This window comes from Paucibacter sediminis (assembly GCF_030254645.1).
GTDB classification, from domain to species: domain Bacteria; phylum Pseudomonadota; class Gammaproteobacteria; order Burkholderiales; family Burkholderiaceae_C; genus Paucibacter_B; species Paucibacter_B sediminis.
Window position 1 is genome coordinate 1,092,842 of sequence record NZ_CP116346.1, and the last position, 20,291, is coordinate 1,113,132.

Annotated in this window: 20 protein-coding genes; 17 read left to right on the top strand and 3 right to left on the bottom strand. The window is 69.1% G+C overall.

Annotation, left to right across the window (positions count from 1 at the left end):
- Positions 1 to 7 precede the first annotated feature (7 nt).
- The 5 genes from PFX98_RS04980 to PFX98_RS05000 are packed head-to-tail and all read left to right on the top strand — an operon-like array spanning position 8 to position 3,578.
- Positions 8 to 544: a chalcone isomerase family protein gene (locus PFX98_RS04980; protein WP_285234066.1), complete on the top strand. Its 537-nt coding sequence runs from the start codon at positions 8 to 10 to the stop codon at positions 542 to 544.
- Positions 531 to 1,808, top strand: a complete 1,278-nt coding sequence (locus PFX98_RS04985; RefSeq protein WP_285234067.1) for an MFS transporter — start codon at positions 531 to 533, stop codon at positions 1,806 to 1,808. The genes PFX98_RS04980 and PFX98_RS04985 overlap by 14 nt, the downstream gene beginning before the upstream one ends.
- A complete protein-coding gene (locus tag PFX98_RS04990) occupies positions 1,805 to 2,341 on the top strand; it encodes a DUF3833 domain-containing protein (protein WP_285234068.1) in 537 nt (178 codons plus the stop codon). Before PFX98_RS04985 ends, PFX98_RS04990 begins: the two co-directional genes overlap by 4 nt.
- Positions 2,342 to 2,343: 2 nt before the next feature.
- Entirely contained in the window at positions 2,344 to 3,138 is a 795-nt protein-coding gene (locus PFX98_RS04995; protein ID WP_285234069.1) for an SDR family NAD(P)-dependent oxidoreductase, read from the top strand.
- The gene (locus PFX98_RS05000; protein WP_285234070.1) at positions 3,135 to 3,578 is read left to right on the top strand and encodes a nuclear transport factor 2 family protein; all 444 of its coding nucleotides are present in this window, start codon (positions 3,135 to 3,137) and stop codon (positions 3,576 to 3,578) included. Before PFX98_RS04995 ends, PFX98_RS05000 begins: the two co-directional genes overlap by 4 nt.
- Here PFX98_RS05000 and corA read toward each other — a convergent pair whose 3' ends face one another.
- Positions 3,579 to 4,553, bottom strand: a complete 975-nt coding sequence (gene corA / locus PFX98_RS05005) for a magnesium/cobalt transporter CorA (RefSeq protein ID WP_285234071.1) — start codon at positions 4,551 to 4,553, stop codon at positions 3,579 to 3,581. It abuts the gene before it with no gap.
- A gap of 543 nt (positions 4,554 to 5,096) precedes the next feature.
- On the opposite strand from corA, the gene hpf reads away from it, so the two are divergent.
- The 3 genes from hpf to hprK all read left to right on the top strand — a co-directional run bounded on the left by hpf (position 5,097) and on the right by hprK (position 7,124).
- Positions 5,097 to 5,438 carry a ribosome hibernation-promoting factor, HPF/YfiA family gene (gene hpf, locus PFX98_RS05010; RefSeq protein WP_285234072.1) on the top strand — a complete coding sequence of 114 codons (342 nt, stop codon included), beginning with the start codon at positions 5,097 to 5,099 and terminating at the stop codon, positions 5,436 to 5,438.
- Between the two features lie 229 nt (positions 5,439 to 5,667).
- Positions 5,668 to 6,138, top strand: a complete 471-nt coding sequence (locus tag PFX98_RS05015) for a PTS sugar transporter subunit IIA (protein ID WP_285234073.1) — start codon at positions 5,668 to 5,670, stop codon at positions 6,136 to 6,138.
- Between the two features lie 23 nt (positions 6,139 to 6,161).
- Positions 6,162 to 7,124 carry an HPr(Ser) kinase/phosphatase gene (gene hprK / locus PFX98_RS05020; protein ID WP_285234074.1) on the top strand — a complete coding sequence of 321 codons (963 nt, stop codon included), beginning with the start codon at positions 6,162 to 6,164 and terminating at the stop codon, positions 7,122 to 7,124.
- A 30-nt stretch (positions 7,125 to 7,154) separates the two neighbouring features.
- Here hprK and fur read toward each other — a convergent pair whose 3' ends face one another.
- Positions 7,155 to 7,583, bottom strand: a complete 429-nt coding sequence (fur, locus tag PFX98_RS05025) for a ferric iron uptake transcriptional regulator (RefSeq protein WP_285234075.1) — start codon at positions 7,581 to 7,583, stop codon at positions 7,155 to 7,157.
- Positions 7,584 to 7,702: 119 nt separating this feature from the next.
- Here fur and PFX98_RS05030 point away from each other — a divergent pair, with 119 nt between their 5' ends.
- From PFX98_RS05030 to PFX98_RS05070, 9 genes are all read left to right on the top strand, one after another.
- Positions 7,703 to 8,284: an outer membrane protein assembly factor BamE gene (locus PFX98_RS05030; protein ID WP_285234076.1), complete on the top strand. Its 582-nt coding sequence runs from the start codon at positions 7,703 to 7,705 to the stop codon at positions 8,282 to 8,284.
- Between the two features lie 41 nt (positions 8,285 to 8,325).
- The gene (gene dapB / locus PFX98_RS05035; protein ID WP_285235538.1) at positions 8,326 to 9,090 is read left to right on the top strand and encodes a 4-hydroxy-tetrahydrodipicolinate reductase; all 765 of its coding nucleotides are present in this window, start codon (positions 8,326 to 8,328) and stop codon (positions 9,088 to 9,090) included.
- On the top strand, positions 9,090 to 9,740 hold the full coding sequence (locus PFX98_RS05040) for a MotA/TolQ/ExbB proton channel family protein (protein WP_285234077.1): 651 nt from the start codon (positions 9,090 to 9,092) through the stop codon (positions 9,738 to 9,740). The genes dapB and PFX98_RS05040 overlap by 1 nt, the downstream gene beginning before the upstream one ends.
- Position 9,741: 1 nt before the next feature.
- Positions 9,742 to 10,167, top strand: coding sequence for an ExbD/TolR family protein (locus tag PFX98_RS05045; RefSeq protein WP_285234078.1), 426 nt, complete (start codon positions 9,742 to 9,744; stop codon positions 10,165 to 10,167).
- 49 nt (positions 10,168 to 10,216) lie between these two features.
- Positions 10,217 to 12,850: a leucine--tRNA ligase gene (leuS, locus tag PFX98_RS05050; RefSeq protein ID WP_285234079.1), complete on the top strand. Its 2,634-nt coding sequence runs from the start codon at positions 10,217 to 10,219 to the stop codon at positions 12,848 to 12,850.
- Complete coding sequence (locus tag PFX98_RS05055) at positions 12,850 to 13,344, top strand: LPS-assembly lipoprotein LptE (RefSeq protein ID WP_285234080.1); 495 nt, start codon at positions 12,850 to 12,852, stop codon at positions 13,342 to 13,344. Before leuS ends, PFX98_RS05055 begins: the two co-directional genes overlap by 1 nt.
- Entirely contained in the window at positions 13,344 to 14,417 is a 1,074-nt protein-coding gene (holA, locus tag PFX98_RS05060) for a DNA polymerase III subunit delta (protein ID WP_285234081.1), read from the top strand. The genes PFX98_RS05055 and holA overlap by 1 nt, the downstream gene beginning before the upstream one ends.
- Before the next feature lie 77 nt (positions 14,418 to 14,494).
- Complete coding sequence (locus PFX98_RS05065; protein ID WP_285234082.1) at positions 14,495 to 15,100, top strand: methylamine utilization protein; 606 nt, start codon at positions 14,495 to 14,497, stop codon at positions 15,098 to 15,100.
- Positions 15,101 to 15,107: 7 nt separating this feature from the next.
- Positions 15,108 to 17,516 carry a putative bifunctional diguanylate cyclase/phosphodiesterase gene (locus PFX98_RS05070; protein ID WP_285234083.1) on the top strand — a complete coding sequence of 803 codons (2,409 nt, stop codon included), beginning with the start codon at positions 15,108 to 15,110 and terminating at the stop codon, positions 17,514 to 17,516.
- Between the two features lie 10 nt (positions 17,517 to 17,526).
- Here PFX98_RS05070 and PFX98_RS05075 read toward each other — a convergent pair whose 3' ends face one another.
- Positions 17,527 to 20,274: an ATP-binding protein gene (locus tag PFX98_RS05075; protein WP_285234084.1), complete on the bottom strand. Its 2,748-nt coding sequence runs from the start codon at positions 20,272 to 20,274 to the stop codon at positions 17,527 to 17,529.
- Between the last annotated feature and the right edge of the window lie 17 nt (positions 20,275 to 20,291).

Consider the following 20,291-nt stretch of genomic DNA (forward strand, 5'->3'; position numbering starts at 1 on the left):
GGCCGCGATGCCGCGGCGCCGCGTCCTGCTGAGCCTGGCCGCCGCGCTGTGCTGGCCGGCCGCCCGCGCACGCCCCGCCCCGCCGGAGCTGGCGGGCCTGCATTTGCAGGGCCAGGCGCGCATGCGTTTCTTCGGCCTGGCCATCTACGACATCCGGCTGTGGGTCAGGGAGCGCGTCGATGCGCGCAACTGGCCCGAGCAGCCGCTGGCGCTGGAGCTGGAATACGCGCGCAGCCTGCGCGGCGCCGAGATTGCCAAGCGCTCGCTGCAGGAGATGCGCCGCCAGGCCGAGATCGCCGACGCCGCGGCGCAGCGCTGGCTGGCCGAGATGCAGCAGAGTTTTCCGGATGTGCAGGCGGGCGACCGCCTCAGCGGGCAGCTGCTGCCGGCGCAGGGAGCCCAGTTCTTCGTCAACGGCCGGCGCGGCCGGCTGATCGCCGAGCCCGAGTTCGCGCGGCTGTTCTTCGGCATCTGGCTGTCGGAGCGCAGCTCCGAGCCCGGCCTGCGCAACACCCTGCTGGAGGGCCGGCATGACGGCGGCTGAACTCGGCGCGCTGGCCGGCCTGCGCTATGGCGCGCTGGGCTTTCCGCTCGCCTTCGTGGCGCTGCCGCTGTATGTGAACCTGCCGGCGCACTATGCGCAGCAGTACGGCGTGCCGCTGGCGACGCTGGGGCTGCTGCTGCTGGTGTCGCGCGCGCTCGATGCCCTGGCCGACCCCTTCATCGGCCTGGCCTGCGATCGCTGGCTGCGGCGCGGCCCGCGCCCGCTGTTCGCGCTGCTGAGCCTGGCCGCGCTGCTGCTGGCCGCGGCCTTTGCCGCCCTGTTCCACCCGCCCGCCTGGGGCCCGACGGGCCTGCTGGCCTGGTGCGCGCTGATGCTGATGGCGGCCTACCTGGCCTACAGCCTGCTCAGCGTGATGCACCAGGCCTGGGGCGCCAGCCTGGGCGGCAGCGCCGTGCAGCAGACGCGCATCGCGGCCTGGCGCGAAGGGCTGGCCCTGGCCGGCGTGATCTGCGCCTCGGTGCTGCCCGGCCTGGCTGGCATCGGCGCCACCAGCCTGCTGCTGCCCCTGGCGCTGGCCCTGGCGCTGCTGGGTCTGTGGGGCGCACCCCGGGGGCGGCCCGGGCAGGCCACCGCGCCGCGCCCGGACCCCTGGCTGGCCTGGCGCGTGCCGGGCTTTCGGCGCCTGCTGCCGGTGTTCCTGCTGAACGGCGTGGCCGCCGCCATCCCGGCCACGCTGCTGCTGTTCTTCGTGCGCGACCGCCTGCAGACGCCGCAGGCCGAGGGCCTCTACCTGGGCAGCTATTTCGCCGCCGCGGCACTGTCGATGCCGCTCTGGCTGCGCGCCGTGGCGCGCTTCGGCCAGGCGCGCAGCTGGCTGATGGCGATGCTGCTGGCGCTGGCCTGCTTTGCCTGGGCGGCCAGCCTGCCGAGCGGCGCGGTGGCGGGTTTCACCCTGGTCTGCCTGGGGTCAGGTCTTGCCTTGGGCGCCGACCTGAGCATCCCCGCCGCCATGCTCGCACGCGTGCTGCAGGCGGCCGGGCTGAGCGGCCGGGCCGAGGGTGTCTTCTTCGGCTGGTGGAACCTCTGCAACAAGCTCAATCTGGCGCTGGCCGCCGGGCTGGCGCTGCCGCTGCTCGGCGCGCTGGGCTATGCGCCGGGGCAGCGCGAACCCCAGGCATTGCAAGCCCTGACCCTGGCCTATGGCGCCCTGCCCTGCCTGCTGAAGGCCGCTGCCGCGGCCTTGCTCTATCTGCTGTGGATACGCCGCGAGCCAGGTGCGCTGCGGCTGAAGGAAGCCCGATGACAGCTCTCACCCGCCGCCGCACCCTGCTGCTGAGCACCCTGGCCCTGGCGGGCTGTGCCACTGCCCCCGAGCCGGCCGACTACGCGCGCGAGGCGCCGGCACTGGACCTGCGCAGCTATTTCAACGGCCCCTTGATCGCGCATGGCATCTTCACCGATCGCGCCGGCAAGGTGCAGCGCCGTTTCATCGTCCGGCTGCTGGGGCGCTGGCAGGGCGACGAGGGCGTGCTGGAAGAGGACTTCGAGTACAGCGATGGCGCCAGGGAGCGCCGCGTCTGGCAGCTCAAGCGCCTGGGTGACGGCCGCTGGAGCGGCCGCGCCGCTGACGTGCTGGGCGAGGCGCAGGGCATGTCGGCGGGCAATGCGCTGCGCTGGAGCTACACGCTGAAGCTGCCGGTGGACGGCAAGGTCGTCGAGGTGGACTTCGACGACTGGATGTACCTGCTGGACGACAAGGTCATGCTCAACAAGGCGCAGATGAGCAAGTTCGGCATCCGCCTGGGCGAGGTCACGCTGTCGTTCCGGAAGCTCTGAACATGGCGCTCAACCCCAAGCTGCAGGACTGGGAGGGCAAGGTGGTCTGGCTGGTCGGCGCGTCCAGCGGCATCGGCCAGGCGCTCGCCACCGCGCTGCATGCGCGCGGCGCGCGCGTCTGCGTGTCGGCGCGCCAGGCGGCGCGCCTGCAGGACTTCGCGCGCGCGCATCCCGGCAGCCTGGCCCTGCCGCTGGATGTGCTGGACCCCGGCGCCCTGCCGCAGGCGCTGCGCCAGATCCTGCGCCAGCACGGGCGCATCGACCTGTGCGTCTACTGCGCCGGCCATTACCAGGCCATGGGCGCGGCGCAGTTCTCACTGGCCGAGGCCCAGCGTCACCTCGACATCAACTACGTCGGCGCGCTGAATCTGCTGGCGGTGCTGCTGCCGCAGCTGGCCCTGCAATCGCACCAGGGCCGGGGCGGGCACCTCAGCCTGGTGTCGAGCGTGGCCGGCTACCGCGGCCTGCCGAGGTCGATGGCCTACGGGCCCAGCAAGGCCGCGCTGACCCATCTGGCCGAGGTGCTCTACCTGGATCTGCAGCCGCTGCGGCTGGGGGTGTCGGTGGTGCATCCAGGCTTTGTGGCCACGCCGTTGACGGCGCGCAACGACTTCCACATGCCAGCGCTGCTCAGCCCCGAGCAGGCCGCCCAGGCGATGCTGCGCGGCTGGGCGCGCGGCGCCTTCGAGATCCATTTCCCCAAGCGTTTCACGCTCTGGCTCAAGCTCATGCGCATGCTGCCCTATGGCCTGTACTTCCGGCTCGTGCGGCGCGCGACCTCGCCTTCCCAGTCATGACCACAGCCCCACGACACCCCGACAAGCGCATGGCGGCATTGATCGCCTATTTCGAGCAGCTCGGCACCGCCGATCTGGCGCGCCTGGACGAGCGCTACACGGAGCAGGCCTTCTTCAAGGATCCGTTCAACGAGGTGCAGGGTCTGGCCGGCATCGAGCGCGTATTCGCCCATATGTTCGAGACCCTGGCCTCGCCCCGCTTCGTGGTGCTGGATGCGATCACGCAGGGCTCCCAGGGCTTCATCAGCTGGGACTTCCTGTTCCGGCTCAAGGGCGAGACCCAGGAGCGCCGCATCCATGGCAGCAGCCATCTGCGCTTCGCTCCCGACGGCCGCGTGGCCTACCACCGCGATTACTGGGACGCCGCCGAGCAGTTTTATGAGCAAGTGCCGCTGCTGGGCACGCTGCTACGCCTGATCAAGCGCCGGCTGCGCGCCTGATCAGCGCAGCCAGCCCTTGCGGCGGAAGTACACAAAGGGCGCGGCCACCGTCGCGACCATCAGCAACAGCGCGAAGGGATAGCCCCACTCCCAATCCAGCTCGGGCATGTGCTTGAAGTTCATGCCGTAGATGCTGGCGATCAGCGTCGGCGGCAGCAGCGCCACGCTGGCCACCGAGAAGATCTTGATGATCTTGTTCTGGTTGATGTTGATGAAACCGACGGTCGCATCCATCAGGAAGTTGATCTTGTCGAACAGGAAGGCGGTGTGCGAGTCCAGCGAGTCGATGTCGCGCAGGATCTGGCGCGACTCCTCGAACTGCTCGGCATTGAGCATGCGGCTGCGCATCATGAAGCTGACCGCGCGGCGCGTGTCCATCACATTGCGGCGGATACGGCCGTTCAAGTCTTCCTCGCGCGCGATCGCCGCCAGCACCTCGCCGGCCTCGGTGTCGTTGACGTCCTTCTTCAGCACGCGCGCACTGACCTTCTCGAGGTTGTCGTAGATGCCTTCCAGCACATCGGCCGAGTACTCGGCGTCGGCGTCGTAGAGCTTGAGCAGCACATCCTTGGCATCCTCGATCAGGGCCGGGATGCGGCGCGCCCGCAGGCGCAAGAGGCGGAACACCGGCAGGTCCTCGTTGTGCACCGAGAACAGCACGTTGTTGTAGAGGATGAAGGCCACGCGCACATTGCGCGCCGACTCGTCGTCGTCGATCAGGAAGTCGGAGCGGATGTGCAGCTCACCGTTGTCTTCCTCGTAGAAGCGCGCCGACTCCTCCAGGTCTTCGTCGACGATGTCCTCGGGGATGGTGAGCCCGAAGCGATCGCGTATCCAGCCCTTTTCTTCCTGGGTCGGGCTTTCCAGGTCGACCCAGATCGGCCGGCTCAGGGCCAGGTCTTCGGCGGTTTCGATTTCTTCCTGGAACAGCCCGCCCTTGAGGCGGCCGTTGTCCAGCGTGAACACGTTCAGCATGCAGTCTCCAGCGTATGGCGCTGATGGCGCCTGGCGCAGGGGGACGGGCCTGGTGTTGATGCGGGCGCAGGGCGCCCGAGGCTCGTCCGGATGAGGGTCAAAAGTTCGGAACCCGTCTCACTCCGGACAAGCGGCGCGGCCCGCATTCAGATGCGCAGGCCGCTGCGTTTGGCACTGGAGTGGACGGTCACCGAGGGTGGTCGCTGTCCAAGTAAGGCTCCAGAGATGGGAAGCGCGCATTATCACATCGCGGCAGGAGCCTCCAAGCAAAAACGCCGCAGGGCTTGAAACCCGCATCAACAGGCGCATCTGAGGCCTGTGCGCATTTCGTCACAAGTCGGGGAAGGCGCGGAATTGGACTTTCAAATGACCACAAACCCTGGTTTAAAACGCTTGTCACGATCAGGCTTCAGGAGCACACTGAATTCGACAAGTTCCCCACTCCCTCCTTATCCGCTACCCGACATCCTCCCCCCTATCCCCTGCTCTTTGATTGATCCGCTTTCCCGTCTTTCCGACCAAGCCCTTGTGAAAGGAGGCTTTATGAACCTGACTATCAGCGGCCACCATCTTGAAGTGACACCAGCTTTGCGTGAGTACGTGCTCACCAAGCTAGACCGGGTGACCCGCCACTTTGACCAGGTTGTTGACATCAACGTCCTGCTCACCGTGGAGAAGCAAAAGGAAAAGGAACGCAGACAGAAGGCCGAAGTCACCGTCCATGTGAAGGGACGCGACATCTTTGTCGAACAGGCCAACGAGGATCTCTACGCCGCGATTGATCAGTTGATGGACAAGCTAGACCGTCAGGTCGGACGCTACAAGGAAAAGGTTCAGGACCACCACCACGCCTCCGCCAAGCGGCTGGACGTACCGGCCCCTTGAGCCCTGGAGCAAGCAACGAAGGCGACCGCATCGGTCGCCTTTTTGTTTACAAGGCACAATTCGCCCTGCGTACCCGGATGTTGCTGCAGTGCCGCAAGTTCCGTGAATACTGCACCCCCGGCGATTGCAGGGCCCCACCAGGCCCGGGCAATTTCTATAATCCGCAGCCTAGCTACCGAACAAGCGTCCCGCCCAAGGCCTATCCAGCCGTAATCGGCGCTGTGACCTGATGAACCGTCTCGCAGCCATCCTCCCTGCCGGCAATGTGCTGGTGAATGTGGACGCATCCAGCAAGAAACGCGTGTTCGAGCACGCTGGCCTGCTGTTCGAGAACAACCATTCGATTTCCCGCGCCTCGGTGACGGACAACCTGTTCGCCCGTGAGCGCCTGGGCTCCACCGGCCTGGGTCATGGCGTGGCCATCCCGCACGGCCGCATCAAGGGCCTGAAGAACCCGCTCGCCGCGGTGCTGCGCGTGCAGCAGGCGATCGGCTTCGATGCCCCCGACGACGAGCCCGTCAGCCTGCTGATCTTCCTGCTGGTGCCCGAGGCGGCCACCCAGCGCCATCTGGAGATCCTCTCCGAGATCGCCGAGATGCTGTCGGACCGCGACCTGCGCGAAAAGCTCAAGACCGAGCCGGACGCCGCCGCCGTGCACCGGCTGATCGCCGACTGGGAACCACTCAAGTCCGTGGCCTGAACCCGCGCTAGAGTCCAGGCTTAGTGAAACCCACCTCGATCAGTGCCGACCGGCTCTTTGAAGAGCACCGCGAAACCCTGCGCTGGGAGTGGATCGCCGGCCACGCGCATCCGGAGCGCCGCTTCGATGACACCGCGGTGCGCGACGCGCAGTCCGCCGCCGATCTGGTCGGCTACCTCAACTACATCCACCCCTACCGGGTGCAGATCGTCGGCCGCCGCGAGGTGGCCTATCTGAGCCAGGCCTCGGGCGAGGTGCTGGATCGCCGCATCTCGCGCATCGTCACGCTGGAGCCGCCGGTGATCATCGTGGCCGATGGCGAAAGCCCGCCGGACCGGCTGGTGGCGATGTGCGACCGCGCCGACATCCCGCTCTTCGTCACGCAGGAATCGGCCGGCCACGCGATCGACGTGGTGCGCACCTATCTGGCCCAGATCTGCGCCAACCGCACCACGCGCCACGGTGTCTTCATGGACATCCTGGGCCTGGGCGTGTTGCTCACCGGCGAATCCGGCCTGGGCAAGAGCGAGCTGGGTCTGGAGCTGATCTCGCGCGGTCACGGCCTGGTGGCCGACGACGCGGTGGACTTCTACCGCATCGCCCAGACCGCCATCGAGGGCCGCTGCCCCGAGCTGCTGCTGAACCTGCTGGAGGTGCGCGGCATCGGCCTGCTGGACATCAAGGCCATCTTTGGCGAGACCGCGGTGCGCCGCAAGATGCGGCTCAAGCTGATCGTGCACCTGGTGCGCAAGGAGACCATGGAGCGCGACTTCGAGCGCCTGCCCTATGAGCCCTTGTACGAAGAGGTGCTGGGCATGCCGGTGCGCAAGGTCATCATCGCGGTGGATGCCGGCCGCAACCTGGCGGTGCTGGTGGAGGCCGCGGTGCGCAATACCATCCTGCAGCTGCGCGGCATCGATACCTACCGCGAGTTCGTCGAGCGCCACCAGCGCGCGATTGAAAAGGGCCTCAGCGACGATAGCTGAGGGCCTTTCGGGTCTGCACCCGAGCGCTGGCTAGCGCTCCTTGTGCGGGCAGTCCTGCTTCACGCAGGCCGCATACAGGGCCAGCGAATGCTCCTGCAGCTCGAAGCCCCGCTCCTTGGCGATGGCATGCTGGCGGGCCTCGATCTGCTCGTCGTAGAACTCCTCCACGCGACCGCAGGTCATGCAGACCAGATGGTCGTGATGGTGGCCCTGGTTGAGCTCGAACACCGCCTTGCCGGTCTCGAAATGGTTGCGCGACACCAGGCCGGCCTGCTCGAACTGGGTCAGCACGCGATAGACCGTCGCCAGCCCGATGTCGGCGTCCTCCACCAGCAGGGCCTTGTAGACGTCCTCGGCCGTCATATGGCGCTGCGAAGTCTTCTGGAAGATCTCCAGAATCTTGATGCGCGGCAGCGTTGCCTTGAGGCCGCTGTTCTTGATCTCGTCGGTGCGGTTCATGTCAGACTTGGGCCGGCAAACCCTCCATGGGCCTGCCGCTAGAATGCGCCGATCATAGCCAGCTCAGCCCCCGGCCGAGCCCCAAGCCCCTAAAGGCATCCCCCGAGAGCCCTGAAGACATGCCACTGTTGACTCGTTTTGCAGGTGCGGCCCGCGCACCGCTCGCTGTGCTGGCCCTGCTGCCGGTGTTGGGTGCCTGCTCCTACCTGCCCACCCTGCCGAGCTCCGAGACCTTCTCGGTCAGCGGCGACAAGGTGCTGGGCCTGATGCGCCCCTATCGCGTCGAGATCGTGCAGGGCAATGTGCTGACCAAGGAACAGCTGGAGCGCGTCAAGCCGGGCATGAGCCGCGCCCAGGTGCGCGACCTGCTGGGCTCGCCCCTGCTGACCGACCTCTTCCACGGCGAGCGCTGGGACTATGTATTCACCATCCGCCGCCAGGGCGTGGTGTCGCAGAGCCGCCAGGTGGTGGCCCTGTTTGACGGCGACAAGCTCAAGTCCATCGCGGCGCCGGACGACCTGCCCACCGAGCAGGAATTCATCGCCTCGATCAACACCTTCAAGCCCAGCGGCCCCGCGCCCAAGCTGGAGCTGAGCGAAGCCGAGCGCCAGGCCCTGCCCAAGCCGGTGCGCCCCGAGGCCGCCGCCGTCGAACCCATGGGTGCCGTGCGCGCCTACCCGCCGCTGGAGCCGCGCTCGTGAGCGAGCCGCTGCGCATTGCGGTGGCCGGCGCCTCCGGCCGCATGGGGCGCATGCTGATCGAAGCGGTGGTCAACGCCCCCGACTGCCAGCTGGCCGGCGCACTGGACCTGCCCGGCAGCCCGGCGCTGGGCCAGGACCCCGCCGCCTTTCTGGGCCGCACGAGCGGCATCAGCATCAGCGCCGATCTGCATGAGGGCCTCAAGAATGCCCAGGTGCTGATCGACTTCACCCGCCCCGAGGGCACGCTGGCCCATCTGGCCGTGTGCCGCGAGCTGGGCGTGAAGGCCGTGATCGGCACCACCGGTTTCGATGCCGCGCAGAAGGCCCAGATCGGCGCCCATGCCCAGCACATCGGCATCATGATGGCGCCCAATATGAGCGTGGGCGTGAACGTGGTGATGAAGCTGCTGGACATGGCGGCGCGCGCCCTCAACGAGGGCTACGACATCGAGATCATCGAGGCCCACCACCGCCACAAGGTCGATGCCCCGAGCGGCACCGCGCTGAAGATGGGCGAGGTGGTGGCCGCGGCCCTGGGCCGCGATCTGAAGGATTGCGCCGTCTACGGCCGCGAAGGCGTGACGGGCGAGCGCGACCCCTCCACCATCGGCTTTGCCACCGTGCGCGGCGGCGACATCGTGGGCGACCACACCGTGCTGTTCGCCGGCACCGGCGAGCGCATCGAGATCACGCACAAGTCCTCCAGCCGCGTCACCTATGCCCAGGGCAGCCTGCGCGCCGCGCGCTTCCTGGCCAGCCATGGCGCCGGCCTGTTTGGCATGGACGAAGTGCTCGGCCTGGGCTGATGAGCGGCATCGGCAGCTATACCGAGTTCTGGGCCCAGGGTGACGCGGTCACGCGCGCCGTGGCCCTCTTGCTGCTGCTGATGTCGGTCAGCGCCTGGATGCTGATCCTCTGGAAGAGCTGGGTGCTGGGCCGCGCACGCCGCGACCTGGCGCGCGCCGTGCCGGCCTTCTGGGCCGCCGCCGATCTGGAGGCCGGCCGCATCGCCCTGCGGGCGATGGACCGCGAGTTGCTGCTGCTGCCCATGCTGGACGCGGCCACGGCCACCGCCCAGGGCCAGAGCCTGGAGGCCGCCGGCCGGCGCGAATCGCAACTCACGCGCCGCCTGCGCGATGCCCTGCACCAGGCCCTGCGCAGCCTGCAATGGGGCCAGGTCTTGCTCGCCTCGATCGGCAGCACCGCGCCCTTCGTGGGCCTGTTCGGCACCGTCTGGGGCATCTACCACGCACTGGTGAACGTCTCGGCGGCCGGCAATATCAGCATCGAGAAAGTCGCCGGCCCGGTGGGCGAGGCCCTCATCATGACCGCCGCCGGCCTGGCCGTGGCCATCCCCGCGGTGCTGGCCTACAACGTCTTCGGCAAGCTGGTGGGTGCCTGCGAGGCCGAGCTGGAAGGCTTTGCGCACGACCTGCGCGAGCTGCTGGACCACTAGCATGGCCTTCGGTCGCCTGGAGCGCCGCGATCAGCCCAAGCCCATGGGCGAGATCAATATGACGCCCCTGATCGACGTGATGCTGGTGCTGCTGGTGATCTTCATGATCGCCGCGCCGCTGATGTCCTCCTCGCTGCGCCTGGACCTGCCCAAGAGCGAGGCCGCCAGCCCTTCGGAGGCGCCGCAGTTCATCGCCGTGGCCATCACCCCCGATGGCGCCCTGCACCTGGGTGACGAGCAGCTCGACGCCAAGGCCTTCAGGGCGCGCATCGCCGAGCTGGCCAAGGCACGACCCGAGGCCGAGATCCAGCTGCGCGCCGACCGCCTGGTGCCCTATGGCCAGGTGGCCGAGCTGATCGGCTGGGTACAGGGCGTGGGCCTGAACCGCATCGCCTTCGTGGCCGAGGCCGCAGCGTCGGCGCCTTAAGCGCTTGAGGCGGGCGGGGCGGCATGACCCGCCACGTACAATTTGCCGCATGAACGACAAGTACGCCCCCTCCGAGATCGAAGCCGCCGCGCGCCAGTACTGGAACTCCCGTGACGCCTACCGCGTCGGCGAAGACCAGAGCAAGCCCAAGTTCTACGCTTGCTCCATGCTGCCCTACCCCAGCGGCAAGCTGCACATGGGCCATGTGCGCAACTACACGATCAACGACATGCTCACGCGCCAGCTGCGCATGAAGGGCTACAACGTCCTGATGCCGATGGGCTGGGACGCCTTCGGCCTGCCGGCCGAGAACGCCGCGATGAAGAACAAGGTGCCGCCCGCCAAGTGGACCTACGAGAACATCGCCTATATGAAGAGCCAGATGCAGGCCATGGGGCTGGCGATCGACTGGTCGCGCGAAATTGCCACCTGCACGCCCGAGTACTACAAGTGGAACCAGTGGCTGTTCCTGAAGATGCTGGAGGCCGGCATCGCCGAGCGCCGCACCCAGGTCGTCAACTGGGACCCGGTGGACCAGACCGTGCTGGCCAATGAGCAGGTGGTGGATGGCAAGGGCTGGCGCTCCGGCGCGGTGGTCGAGAAGCGCGAGATCCCGGGCTACTACCTCAACATCACCAAGTACGCCGACGAGCTGCTCTCGGCCGTGGCGAACCCCGAGGACAAGAGCTATCTGAGCGGCTGGCCCGAGCGCGTGCGCCTGATGCAGGAGAACTGGATCGGCAAGAGCGAGGGCGTGCGCTTCGCCTTCCCGCACGAGATCAAGGGCGCCGACGGCGCGCTGATCCAGGACGGCAAGCTCTATGTCTTCACCACCCGCGCCGACACCATCATGGGCGTGACCTTCTGCGCCGTGGCCCCCGAGCATCCGCTCGCCAGCCACGCCGCGGCGTCGCAACCCGAACTGGCCGCCTTCATCGAGGAATGCAAGCGCGGTGGCACCACCGAGGCCGAGCTGGCCACGCAGGAAAAGAAGGGCCAGCGCACCGGCCTGTTCGTCACCCATCCGCTCACCGGCGCGCAGGTCGAGGTCTGGGTCGGCAACTATGTGCTGATGAGCTATGGCGACGGCGCGGTGATGGGCGTGCCCGCCCATGACGAGCGCGATTTCGCCTTTGCCAAGAAGTACGGCATCGAGATCAAGCAGGTCATCGCCGTCGACGGCGCGACATTCAGCCTGGACGCTTGGGCCGAGTGGTATGGCGACAAGCTCAAGGCCGTCTGCGTCAACTCCGGCGAACTCGATGGCCTGGGCCACAAGGCCGCCGTCTCCAAGGTGGCCGAGCTGGTCGGCGCCAAGGGCCTGGGCGAGAAGAAGACCACCTGGCGCCTGCGCGACTGGGGCATCAGCCGCCAGCGCTACTGGGGCACGCCCATCCCCATCATCCACTGCGATGACTGCGGCTCGGTGCCCGTGCCTGCCAAGGACCTGCCGGTGGTGCTGCCCGAGGAATGCATCCCCGATGGCAGCGGCAATCCGCTCAACAAGCATGCCGGCTTCCTGAACGTCGGTTGCCCCAGCTGCGGCAAGCCGGCCAAGCGCGAAACCGACACCATGGACACCTTCGTGGATTCATCCTGGTACTTCATGCGCTACTGCGATGCGCAGAACGGCGAGGCCATGGTTGGCGAGGGCTCGCAGTACTGGATGCCGATGGACCAGTACATCGGCGGCATCGAGCACGCCATCCTGCACCTGCTGTACGCGCGCTTCTGGACCAAGGTGATGCGCGATCTCAAGCTCATCAGCTTCGACGAACCGTTCAAGAACCTGCTCACCCAGGGCATGGTCTTGAAGGGCGCGTTCTCGCACAAGCCCGCCGACGCGGGCAAGAACTACTACTGGGAGCACGAAGTCAACGTGCAGACCAACGAGCATGGCCAGGTCATCGGCGGCACGCTCAAGACCGACGGCACGCCGCTCGAGTACGAGATGACGACGATGTCCAAGTCCAAGAACAACGGCGTCGACCCGCAGGAGCTGATCAACCAGTACGGCGCCGACACCGCGCGCCTGTTCGTGATGTTCGCCTCGCCGCCCGAACAGACGCTGGAGTGGAACGATGCCGGCGTGGAAGGCGCGCACCGCTTCCTCAAGCGCGTGTGGGGCTTCGGCGCCAAGCACGCGGCCGCCATCCAGGCCGCCGGCACTGACTTTGCTGCGCTGAGCGGCGAGGGCAAGGCGCTGCGCCGCGAGGTGCACATGGTGCTCAAGCAGGTCTCGTACGACTACGAGCGCATGCAGTACAACACCGTGGTCTCGGGGGGCATGAAGCTGCTGAACGCGCTGGAAGGCTTCAAGGCCGCCGGCCAGGACGCCGCCGTGCGCGAGGGCTTCTCGGTGCTGCTGCGCGTGCTCTACCCGGCCTGCCCCCACATCGCCCACACCCTGTGGCAGGAGCTCGGCTTTGCCGCCGAGCTCGGCGACCTGCTGGACGCGCCCTGGCCCGCGGTGGACGAGGCCGCCCTGGTGCAGGACGAGATCGAGCTGATGCTGCAAGTGAACGGCAAGCTGCGCGGCGCTATCAAGGTGCCGGCCGCCGCCGACAAGGCCGCCATCGAGGCCGCGGCCCTGGCCAGCGAGGACTTCGCGAAGTTCAGCGAAGGCAAGGCGCCCAAGAAGGTCATCATCGTGCCCGGTCGCCTCGTCAACCTGGTGGTCTGATGCACAGGCGCCTGCTGCTGGCATCCGCGCTCGGCGCGGCCCTCGCGGGCTGCGGCTTCGAGCTGCGCCGCGAGCCCGAGCTGCAGTTCCGCAGCCTGGCCCTGCAGGGCTTCAAGCCCGGCTCGCCCTTCGCGGCCGAGCTGAGGCGGCAGCTGGCGCGCACCCAGGTGCAGTTGCTGGAAGACCCCAACAAGGCCGAGCTGGTGCTGGAAGCCAAGCGCGACGAGCGCAGCAAGAACGCGGTGGTGTCCACCAGCGCCGGCCAGGTGCGCGAGTGGCAGCTCAAGCTGAACGTCGATTTCCTGATCCGCACGCCGGGCATGGACATCCTCTTGCCGCGCACCGAGCTGCGCATCCTGCGCGACATGAACTACACCGAGAGCCAGGCCCTCGCCAAGGAGCAGGAAGAGGCCTCGCTGTACCGCGCCATGCAGTCCGAGGCGGTGGCGCTGCTGATGCGCCGCCTGGCCGCAATACGCCTGCCGGTGAACTAATGCAGATCCGCGCCGAGGCCCTCGCCGCCCAACTCGCCAAGGGGCTCAAGCCCATCTACACCGTGCATGGCGACGAGCCCCTGCTGGCGCAGGAGGCGGCCGACACCATCCGCGCCGCCGCGCGCGCGCAGGGCTATGGCGAGCGCAAGGTCTTCATCGTCGCGGGCGCGTACTTCGACTGGGGCCCGGTGCTGGGCGCGGCCCAGGCCATGAGCCTGTTCGCCGAGCGCCAGTTCATCGAGATCCGCATCCCCTCGGGCAAGCCCGGCAAGGACGGCTCGGAGGCCTTGCAGCGCTATTGCGAACGCCTGCCCGAGGACGTGGTCACGCTCGTGACCCTGCCGCGCCTAGACAAGACTCAGCTCAGCAGTGCCTGGTTCAGCGCGCTGGACGGCGCCGGCGTCACCCTCAAGGTGGAGCCGGTGGAACGCCGCGCCCTGCCGCAGTGGATCGCCCAGCGTCTGGCCGCTCAGGGCCAACGCGTCAGCGAGGGCGAGGAAGGCCAGCGCGCCCTGGCCTTTTTTGCCGACCGCGTGGAGGGCAATCTGCTCGCCGCCCACCAGGAGCTGCAGAAGCTCGCCCTGCTCTATCCGCAGGGCGAGATCGCGCTGGCGCAGATCGAGTCGGCGGTGCTGAACGTGGCGCGCTACGACGTCTTCAAGCTCAGCGAGGCGGTGCTGGCCGGCCAGGTGCCGCGCGTGCTGCGCATGCTGGAGGGCCTGGAGGCCGAGGGCGAGGCCGCGGTGCTGGTGCACTGGACCCTGGCCGAGGACGTGCGCGCGCTCAAGAAGGTGCGCGATGCGCTGGACGCCGGCAAGCCCCTGCCGATGGCACTGCGCGAAGCGCGCGTATGGGGCAACAAGGAGCGGCTTTTCGAGCGCATCGCGCCAGGGCTAAACGATCAAAATCTGGCCAGCCTGGTGGCGGCGGCACAGATCTGCGACGGCATCGTCAAGGGCCTGCGCCACCCCGAATGGCCGCTGGACGCCTGGGGTGCGCTGCGCCGCCTGGCCCTGATGCTGGTCGAGGCGACCCAGGCGCGCGGCGGCATCAAGCTGGCTCTGCAGGCCTGAGGCGCGGCCCGGCCCGCATGCCGCGGGGCCGAATTCGCGTTATGGTCAAGGCTGCAAAGCCAGGGAGATTGCTCATCATGACTGTGCTGCCGCGACATCGGTGGACCGCCGGCCTGGCGCTGGCATCGGCCATGGGCGCGGCCCAGGCCGTGCCCTGGACCATCGAGCTGCGCAACAGCGCCGGCCAGCCGCTCGCCAACGCCGCCGTGGCGGTGGAACTGAAGGGTCAGCCCAGCAAGGCCGGCCCCGGCGCCAAGGCCGAGATGGCGCAGCGCGAGCGCCAGTTCCAGCCCGCGCTGCTGGTGGTGCAGACCGGCACGCCGGTGAGCTTCCCGAACTTCGACACCGTGCGCCACCACGTCTATTCCTTCTCGGCCGCCAAGAAGTTCGACCTCAAGCTCTACTCCGGCACGCCGGCCGAGCCGGTGCTGTTCGACAAGCCCGGCGTGGCCGCGCTGGGCTGCAATATCCACGACCGCATGAGCGCCCACATCGTGGTGGTGGACACGCCGCTGTTCGGCAAGAGCGATGCCCAGGGCCAGCTGAAGCTGGACCTGCCCGCCGGCGAGCACCGCCTGCTGGTCTGGCATGCCAGCATGCCCACGCCACAGCTGCAGGCCCAGGCCCTGCAGGTCGGCAACAGCGCCGGCCACACCACGCTCAGCCTGCCCGCGGGGCCATGAGCCGGCCATGCGCCTGCCGGACTTCCTCAACCTGAAGCGCCTGGAGGGCCGCATCGTCGGTATCTTCCTGGGGCTGCTGCTGGTGGTGCAGCTGGCCAGCCTGGCCCTCATCACCAGGAGCATCGACAGCAACGCGAGCGCCTCCATCAGCCAGGAGCTGGCCACCGGCGCGCGCGTGCTGCAGCGCCTGCTGGTGCAGGACGCCCAGCAGCGCCTGGACGCGGCGCGCCTGCTGGAGGCCGACTATGGCTTCAGCCAGGTGCTGGGCGATGGCCTGAACACCGAGGAAGACCGCGAGACCCTGAAGAGCGCGCTCGTCAGCCATGGCGAACGCATCAAGGCCAGCCTGGTGGCTTATGCGGACCCGGCCTTCCGGCTCGTCACCGCCACCACCGAGCAGGCCGCGCCCTTCATCAAGCTGCTGCCCAGGCTGGCCGGCGCCAAGGGCGGCGCCAGCGCCAAATCGCCCAATCTGGCCCTCGTCGACGGCAAGGCCTACCAGGTGGTGACCGTGCCGGTGCGCGCCGCCGGGCTGGGCGGCTGGGTGCTGATGGCCTTCGAGCTCGACCAGACCGAGCTGCTGGAGCTGCAAAGCCTCTCCAAGCTGCAGGCCGTGCTGCTGCTGCGCCGGCCCGACAGCAGCTGGCAGGCCCTCGCCTCGGTGCTGGACGAGGCCGCCACCCGCACCGTGGCCGGCCAGGTGCCGCAGGGCGAGCGCGAGTTCCCGCTCGCGCTCGGCGCGGAACGCTGGCGCGGCCTCTACCTGAAGCTGGGCGAGGAAGAAGCAGGCCAGCAGCTCGGCGCCGTGCTGCTGCGCTCCTTCGACGAGGCGGTGGCGCCCTACCGCCGGCTGCAGCTGACCCTGCTGGGCCTGAGCGCGCTGGGCGTGCTGGTGTTCGCGGGCGGCAGCATCCTCACCGCCAGGCGCATCAGCGGGCCGGTGAAGGCGCTCTCCGAATCGGCCGAGCGGCTCGGCCATGGCGACTACACCACGCCGGTGGCGCGCACCTCCACCGACGAGATCGGCGACCTGGCCCAGGCCTTCGAGGGCATGCGCATGGGCATCCGCGAGCGCGAGGCGCAGGTGCACCGCCTGGCCTTCTGGGACACCCTCACCGGCCTGCCCAACCGCGAGCAGTTCAGCCAGCAGCTGCAGGCGCGGCTGAGCCAGGGCGAGGCCCCCTGCGCGGTGCTGATGCTGGACCTGGACCGCTTCAAGCATGTCAACGACGTGCTGGGCCACCGCTTCGGCGACGAGCTGCTGCGCGGCCTGGCCGAGCGTCTGCGCCTGCTGCTGAAGGACCAGGCGCATCTGCTGGCGCGCCTGGGCGGCGACGAATTCGTGCTGATGCTGGAAGGCGCGGGCGAGGAGGAAGCGCTCGAGGCGGCGCGCCGCATCCACCGCGATTTCGAGCGCCCGCTGCACATCGAGGACCAGACCGTGGACCTCAGCGCCGGCATCGGCATCGCGCTCTACCCCAAGCAGGGGCGCGAGGTGAGCCAGCTGCTGGCGCGTGCCGAACTGGCCATGTACGCGGCCAAGCGCAAGCAGGCCGGCAGCCAGATCTATGTGCCCGAGCTCGACGCCGGCAGCCAGGAATCGCTCTCGCTGCTGGGCGAGTTGCGCCGCGCCGTGGAGGGCAACGAGCTGCGCCTGTTCCTGCAGCCCAAGGTGGACCTGCGCAGCGGCCTGGTGATCAGCGCCGAGGCGCTGGTGCGCTGGGAGCATCCGCAGCGCGGCCTGGTGCCGCCGATGCAGTTCATCCCTTTTGCCGAGCAGACCGGCTTCATCCGCAGCCTCACCAGCTGGGTGCTGGAGGCCTCGGTGCAGGCCTGGGCGCGCGCCGAGGCGCGGGGTCAGGCCTTGCGCATCAGCGTCAACCTCAGCACCCGCGACCTGCTCGACCAGGACCTGCCGCTGAAGATCGCCGCGGTGCTGCAGCAGCACCGCGTGCCGCCCCAGGCGCTGTGCCTGGAGATCACCGAGAGCGCCATCATGGACGACCCGACGCGCGCCATGATGACGCTGGAACAGCTCAGCGCGATGGGTTTCAAGCTCTCGATCGACGACTTCGGCACCGGCTACTCCTCGCTCGCCTATCTGAAGCGCCTGCCGGTGGACGAGCTGAAGATCGACAAGAGCTTTGTGATGGCGATGGAGCGCGACCTCGACGATGCCAAGATCGTGCGCTCCACCATCGAGCTGGCGCACAACCTCGGGCTCTCGGTGGTGGCCGAGGGCCTGGAGACGGCCAAGACCTGGAAGCTGCTGGCCACGCTGGGCTGCGACGAGGGCCAGGGCTACTACGTCAGCCGCCCCATGCCCGAGGCCGAGTTCGCGGGCTGGTTGGAACAATGGCAGCCGCCCGATCTGGGCGAGGATTCGCCGGACACCGTGCTGGCCGGGCTGCTCTGAGGCCGGGGCGTCAGGGCGCGCGCAGCGGCAGTTCCATGGTGAAGCGGCTGCCCTGGCCGGGCGCGCTGCTGACGCTCAGATGCCCGCCCAGCAGGCTCTCGACGATGTTGTGCGCGATGCTCAGGCCCAGGCCGCTGCCGCCCTGGCCGAAGCGCGTGGTGAAGAAGGGCTCGAAGACGCGGCGCCGCACCGCCTCGCTCATGCCCACGCCGTCGTCGGCCACGCTCAGGCTGATGCGTTCGCCGGCCAGCGCATGCAGCTCCAGCGTCAGCGTGCCGCCGCTGCGGCCGGCAAAGGCATGGGTGAGCGCATTGCTCATCAGTATCACCAGCACCTGGCCCAGCGCGCCCGGGTAGGCGTCCAGCTGCGGCGCCGTCTCCAGCTGCAGTTGCAGGCCGACGCCGGCCTGGCGCAGCGCGACGCCCAGGGTCTGGGCGCATTGCTCGCAGACCTCGGCAACGCGGAAGCGGCGGCGCTGCTCGGCGCTGCGGTCCACCGCCACCTGCTTGAAGCTGCTCACCAGGGCGCCAGCGCCCTGCATGCTGCGCTCGATCACCGCCAGGCCCTCGCCGGCCTGCTGCAGATAGGCCTGCAGCTCGGCGCGCCGCATCGGCTGGGGCTGCTCCACGCGCTCGGCGAGCGCGTGCGTGGCGGCCAGCACGGTGGAGGCCACCAGCAGGCTGTTGCCGATCGGCGTGTTGAGCTCATGCGCCACCCCCGCCACCATCGCACCCAGCGCCGCCAGCTTCTCCTGCGCCATCAGCTGCTGCTGCAGCGCGCCCAGGCGCTGATAGGCGCGCGCGTTCTCCAGCGCGATGGCGCCGTAGGAGCACAGCATGCGCAGGATCAGCTGCTCGCGCTCGCCATAGGCGGCGGCGCGCACCGACTGCACCGTCATCACGCCCAGCATGCGCTCGCTCAGGCGCAGCGGCACGAACATCATGCTCAGCATCGCGCGCGTGCCCGGCACCTCGCTGTGCGGATCGGCCAGCTCGCCGGCGCCCAGCACGAATTCGCGGCGCTCGCGCAGCGCCCGCGCGCAATAGCTGTTGGGGCTGTCCAGCGCGATCGGCGGGTCGACGAAGGCCTGGCCGGACTCCATGCCGAAGCTGCAGACCAGCTGGCCGCCCGCCTCGTCCAGCGTGTAGATGGCCACACTCTGCGCGTCCAGCATGGTGTGCACCAGGCGCTCCAGCGCCTCGAAGATGCGTTCGGCCTGCAGCTCGGTGGTGATCTCCTGGCTGATGCTGCTGAGGTGCAGCAGCAACTCGTGGTTGCGGCGCAGATGCTCGTGCTCGACGCGCGCGCGCTCCATCTGGTGCTGGGCGCGCAGGCCGGTCATGCGGCGCGTCGCCTCCTCGCTGAAATGGCGCTGGCGGTTCGCGCTGGCCTCATGCGCCAGCGCATAGGCGCGCTCGAACCTGCCCTGGGCGGCCTGCGCCGCCGAGGCCGCCTCCAGCAGGGCCGCCTGCGGCCGGTAGGCGGGCAAGGTGGCGGCCTGCGCCAGCGCCTGCTCGTACCAGCCCAGCGCCGCCGGCCCATGCGGGTCCAGCGCCAGCGCGATGTCGGCCTGGGCCCACAGGGCCTCGATCTCGTAGTTGCGATTGAACTGGGCACGCGCCCGGCTGAGGGTCTGCTGGATGCCGGTGGCGGCCTCGGCCACGCGCCCCAGGCCCAGCAGCGCGCGCGCCCGGCCGATGCCGGCGATCACGCGCAGATCGGCGGCCGCGGCGCTGGGCAGCGCCGCCATCTCCTCGTAGGCCGCCAGCGCCTCGGCATAGCGGCCCGACTCCAGCTCGATGCGCGCCAGCACGTTCAGGCGCACCGCCTGGTTGCGGCCATGCGGCAGCGGGCGCAGCACCTGTTGCGCTTCCTGCAAGGCCTCGCGCGCCGCATCCAGCTGGCCCAGATGGCGCAGCACCTCGCCCACATGCATCAGGCAGCCGCCCACCAGCGAGGGCCAGCCGGCCGCGCGCGCCAGCTCCAGCCCGCGCTGCAGCCAGCTCAGCGCGGTCTCGTAATCGGCCATATTGCCGTAGTTGAAACCGAGGTTGCTGGCCAGCGCGATGGCGCGGCGCAGCTGGCCCGATTCGAGCGCCGCCTCGAAGGCCGCGCCGAAGCTGGCGATGCAGGCCTCGTAGTCGGCCCGCAGCGCCGCCAGCACGCCGCGGAAATCGGCCACGGCGGCGCGCGCCGCCGGCGGCAGGCCGGCCAGCTCGGCGGGCAGCAGCGGGCCCCAGTCCTGCTCGGCCTTGAGGTTGTCCTGGAAGGCGGCACTGCGGCCCAGCTCGGCGCGGAAGATCAGCAGGCGCAGCGTATCGCCGGCCTGCTCGGCGGCGGCGGCCGCGGCCAGCAGTTCGCGCTGCTCGCCGGCAAAGTCGCCGCGCAGCGCGGCCAGGCCCTGGGCCAGCCAGGCCGCGTCCGCCTGCGCGCCGAGGTCGCCCAGCGCCAGCGCCTCGGCCCGGATCGCGGCCAGCAGGGGCTCGAGCTGCTCGAGCTGCGCATACAGCAGCGCCGCCTCGGCGCGCAGCAGCTGCAGGCGCAGCCGCAGGCCGCGGCGCTCGGGCTCGGCCTGCGTGGCCGCATGGGCCTCCAGCGCCTGGGCCAGCGCCAGGGCGCGCGGCATGTCGCGCTGGCGCAGCGCCCAGGCCATGAAGAGCTGCAGCTGGGGATCCTGCGGCGTGGCGCGCAGGCGCTGCTCGCCCGCCTCGAGCGCGGTTTGGCTGGGGAACAATTCCAGGGCCGCACGGAACGACATGCGGATGCTCTTGTGGG

What these genes read in the sequence shown, in the direction of transcription:
- PFX98_RS04980 (WP_285234066.1), top strand. Translation starts at nt 8, where the DNA reads ATGCCGCGGCGCCGCGTCCTGCTGAGCCTGGCCGCCGCGCTGTGCTGG.
- PFX98_RS04985 (WP_285234067.1), top strand. Translation starts at nt 531, where the DNA reads ATGACGGCGGCTGAACTCGGCGCGCTGGCCGGCCTGCGCTATGGCGCG.
- PFX98_RS04990 (WP_285234068.1), top strand. Translation starts at nt 1,805, where the DNA reads ATGACAGCTCTCACCCGCCGCCGCACCCTGCTGCTGAGCACCCTGGCC.
- PFX98_RS04995 (WP_285234069.1), top strand. Translation starts at nt 2,344, where the DNA reads ATGGCGCTCAACCCCAAGCTGCAGGACTGGGAGGGCAAGGTGGTCTGG.
- PFX98_RS05000 (WP_285234070.1), top strand. Translation starts at nt 3,135, where the DNA reads ATGACCACAGCCCCACGACACCCCGACAAGCGCATGGCGGCATTGATC.
- corA (WP_285234071.1), bottom strand. Translation starts at nt 4,553, where the DNA reads ATGCTGAACGTGTTCACGCTGGACAACGGCCGCCTCAAGGGCGGGCTG.
- hpf (WP_285234072.1), top strand. Translation starts at nt 5,097, where the DNA reads ATGAACCTGACTATCAGCGGCCACCATCTTGAAGTGACACCAGCTTTG.
- PFX98_RS05015 (WP_285234073.1), top strand. Translation starts at nt 5,668, where the DNA reads ATGAACCGTCTCGCAGCCATCCTCCCTGCCGGCAATGTGCTGGTGAAT.
- fur (WP_285234075.1), bottom strand. Translation starts at nt 7,583, where the DNA reads ATGAACCGCACCGACGAGATCAAGAACAGCGGCCTCAAGGCAACGCTG.
- PFX98_RS05030 (WP_285234076.1), top strand. Translation starts at nt 7,703, where the DNA reads ATGCCACTGTTGACTCGTTTTGCAGGTGCGGCCCGCGCACCGCTCGCT.
- dapB (WP_285235538.1), top strand. Translation starts at nt 8,326, where the DNA reads ATGGGGCGCATGCTGATCGAAGCGGTGGTCAACGCCCCCGACTGCCAG.
- PFX98_RS05040 (WP_285234077.1), top strand. Translation starts at nt 9,090, where the DNA reads ATGAGCGGCATCGGCAGCTATACCGAGTTCTGGGCCCAGGGTGACGCG.
- PFX98_RS05045 (WP_285234078.1), top strand. Translation starts at nt 9,742, where the DNA reads ATGGCCTTCGGTCGCCTGGAGCGCCGCGATCAGCCCAAGCCCATGGGC.
- leuS (WP_285234079.1), top strand. Translation starts at nt 10,217, where the DNA reads ATGAACGACAAGTACGCCCCCTCCGAGATCGAAGCCGCCGCGCGCCAG.
- PFX98_RS05055 (WP_285234080.1), top strand. Translation starts at nt 12,850, where the DNA reads ATGCACAGGCGCCTGCTGCTGGCATCCGCGCTCGGCGCGGCCCTCGCG.
- holA (WP_285234081.1), top strand. Translation starts at nt 13,344, where the DNA reads ATGCAGATCCGCGCCGAGGCCCTCGCCGCCCAACTCGCCAAGGGGCTC.
- PFX98_RS05065 (WP_285234082.1), top strand. Translation starts at nt 14,495, where the DNA reads ATGACTGTGCTGCCGCGACATCGGTGGACCGCCGGCCTGGCGCTGGCA.
- PFX98_RS05070 (WP_285234083.1), top strand. Translation starts at nt 15,108, where the DNA reads ATGCGCCTGCCGGACTTCCTCAACCTGAAGCGCCTGGAGGGCCGCATC.
- PFX98_RS05075 (WP_285234084.1), bottom strand. Translation starts at nt 20,274, where the DNA reads ATGTCGTTCCGTGCGGCCCTGGAATTGTTCCCCAGCCAAACCGCGCTC.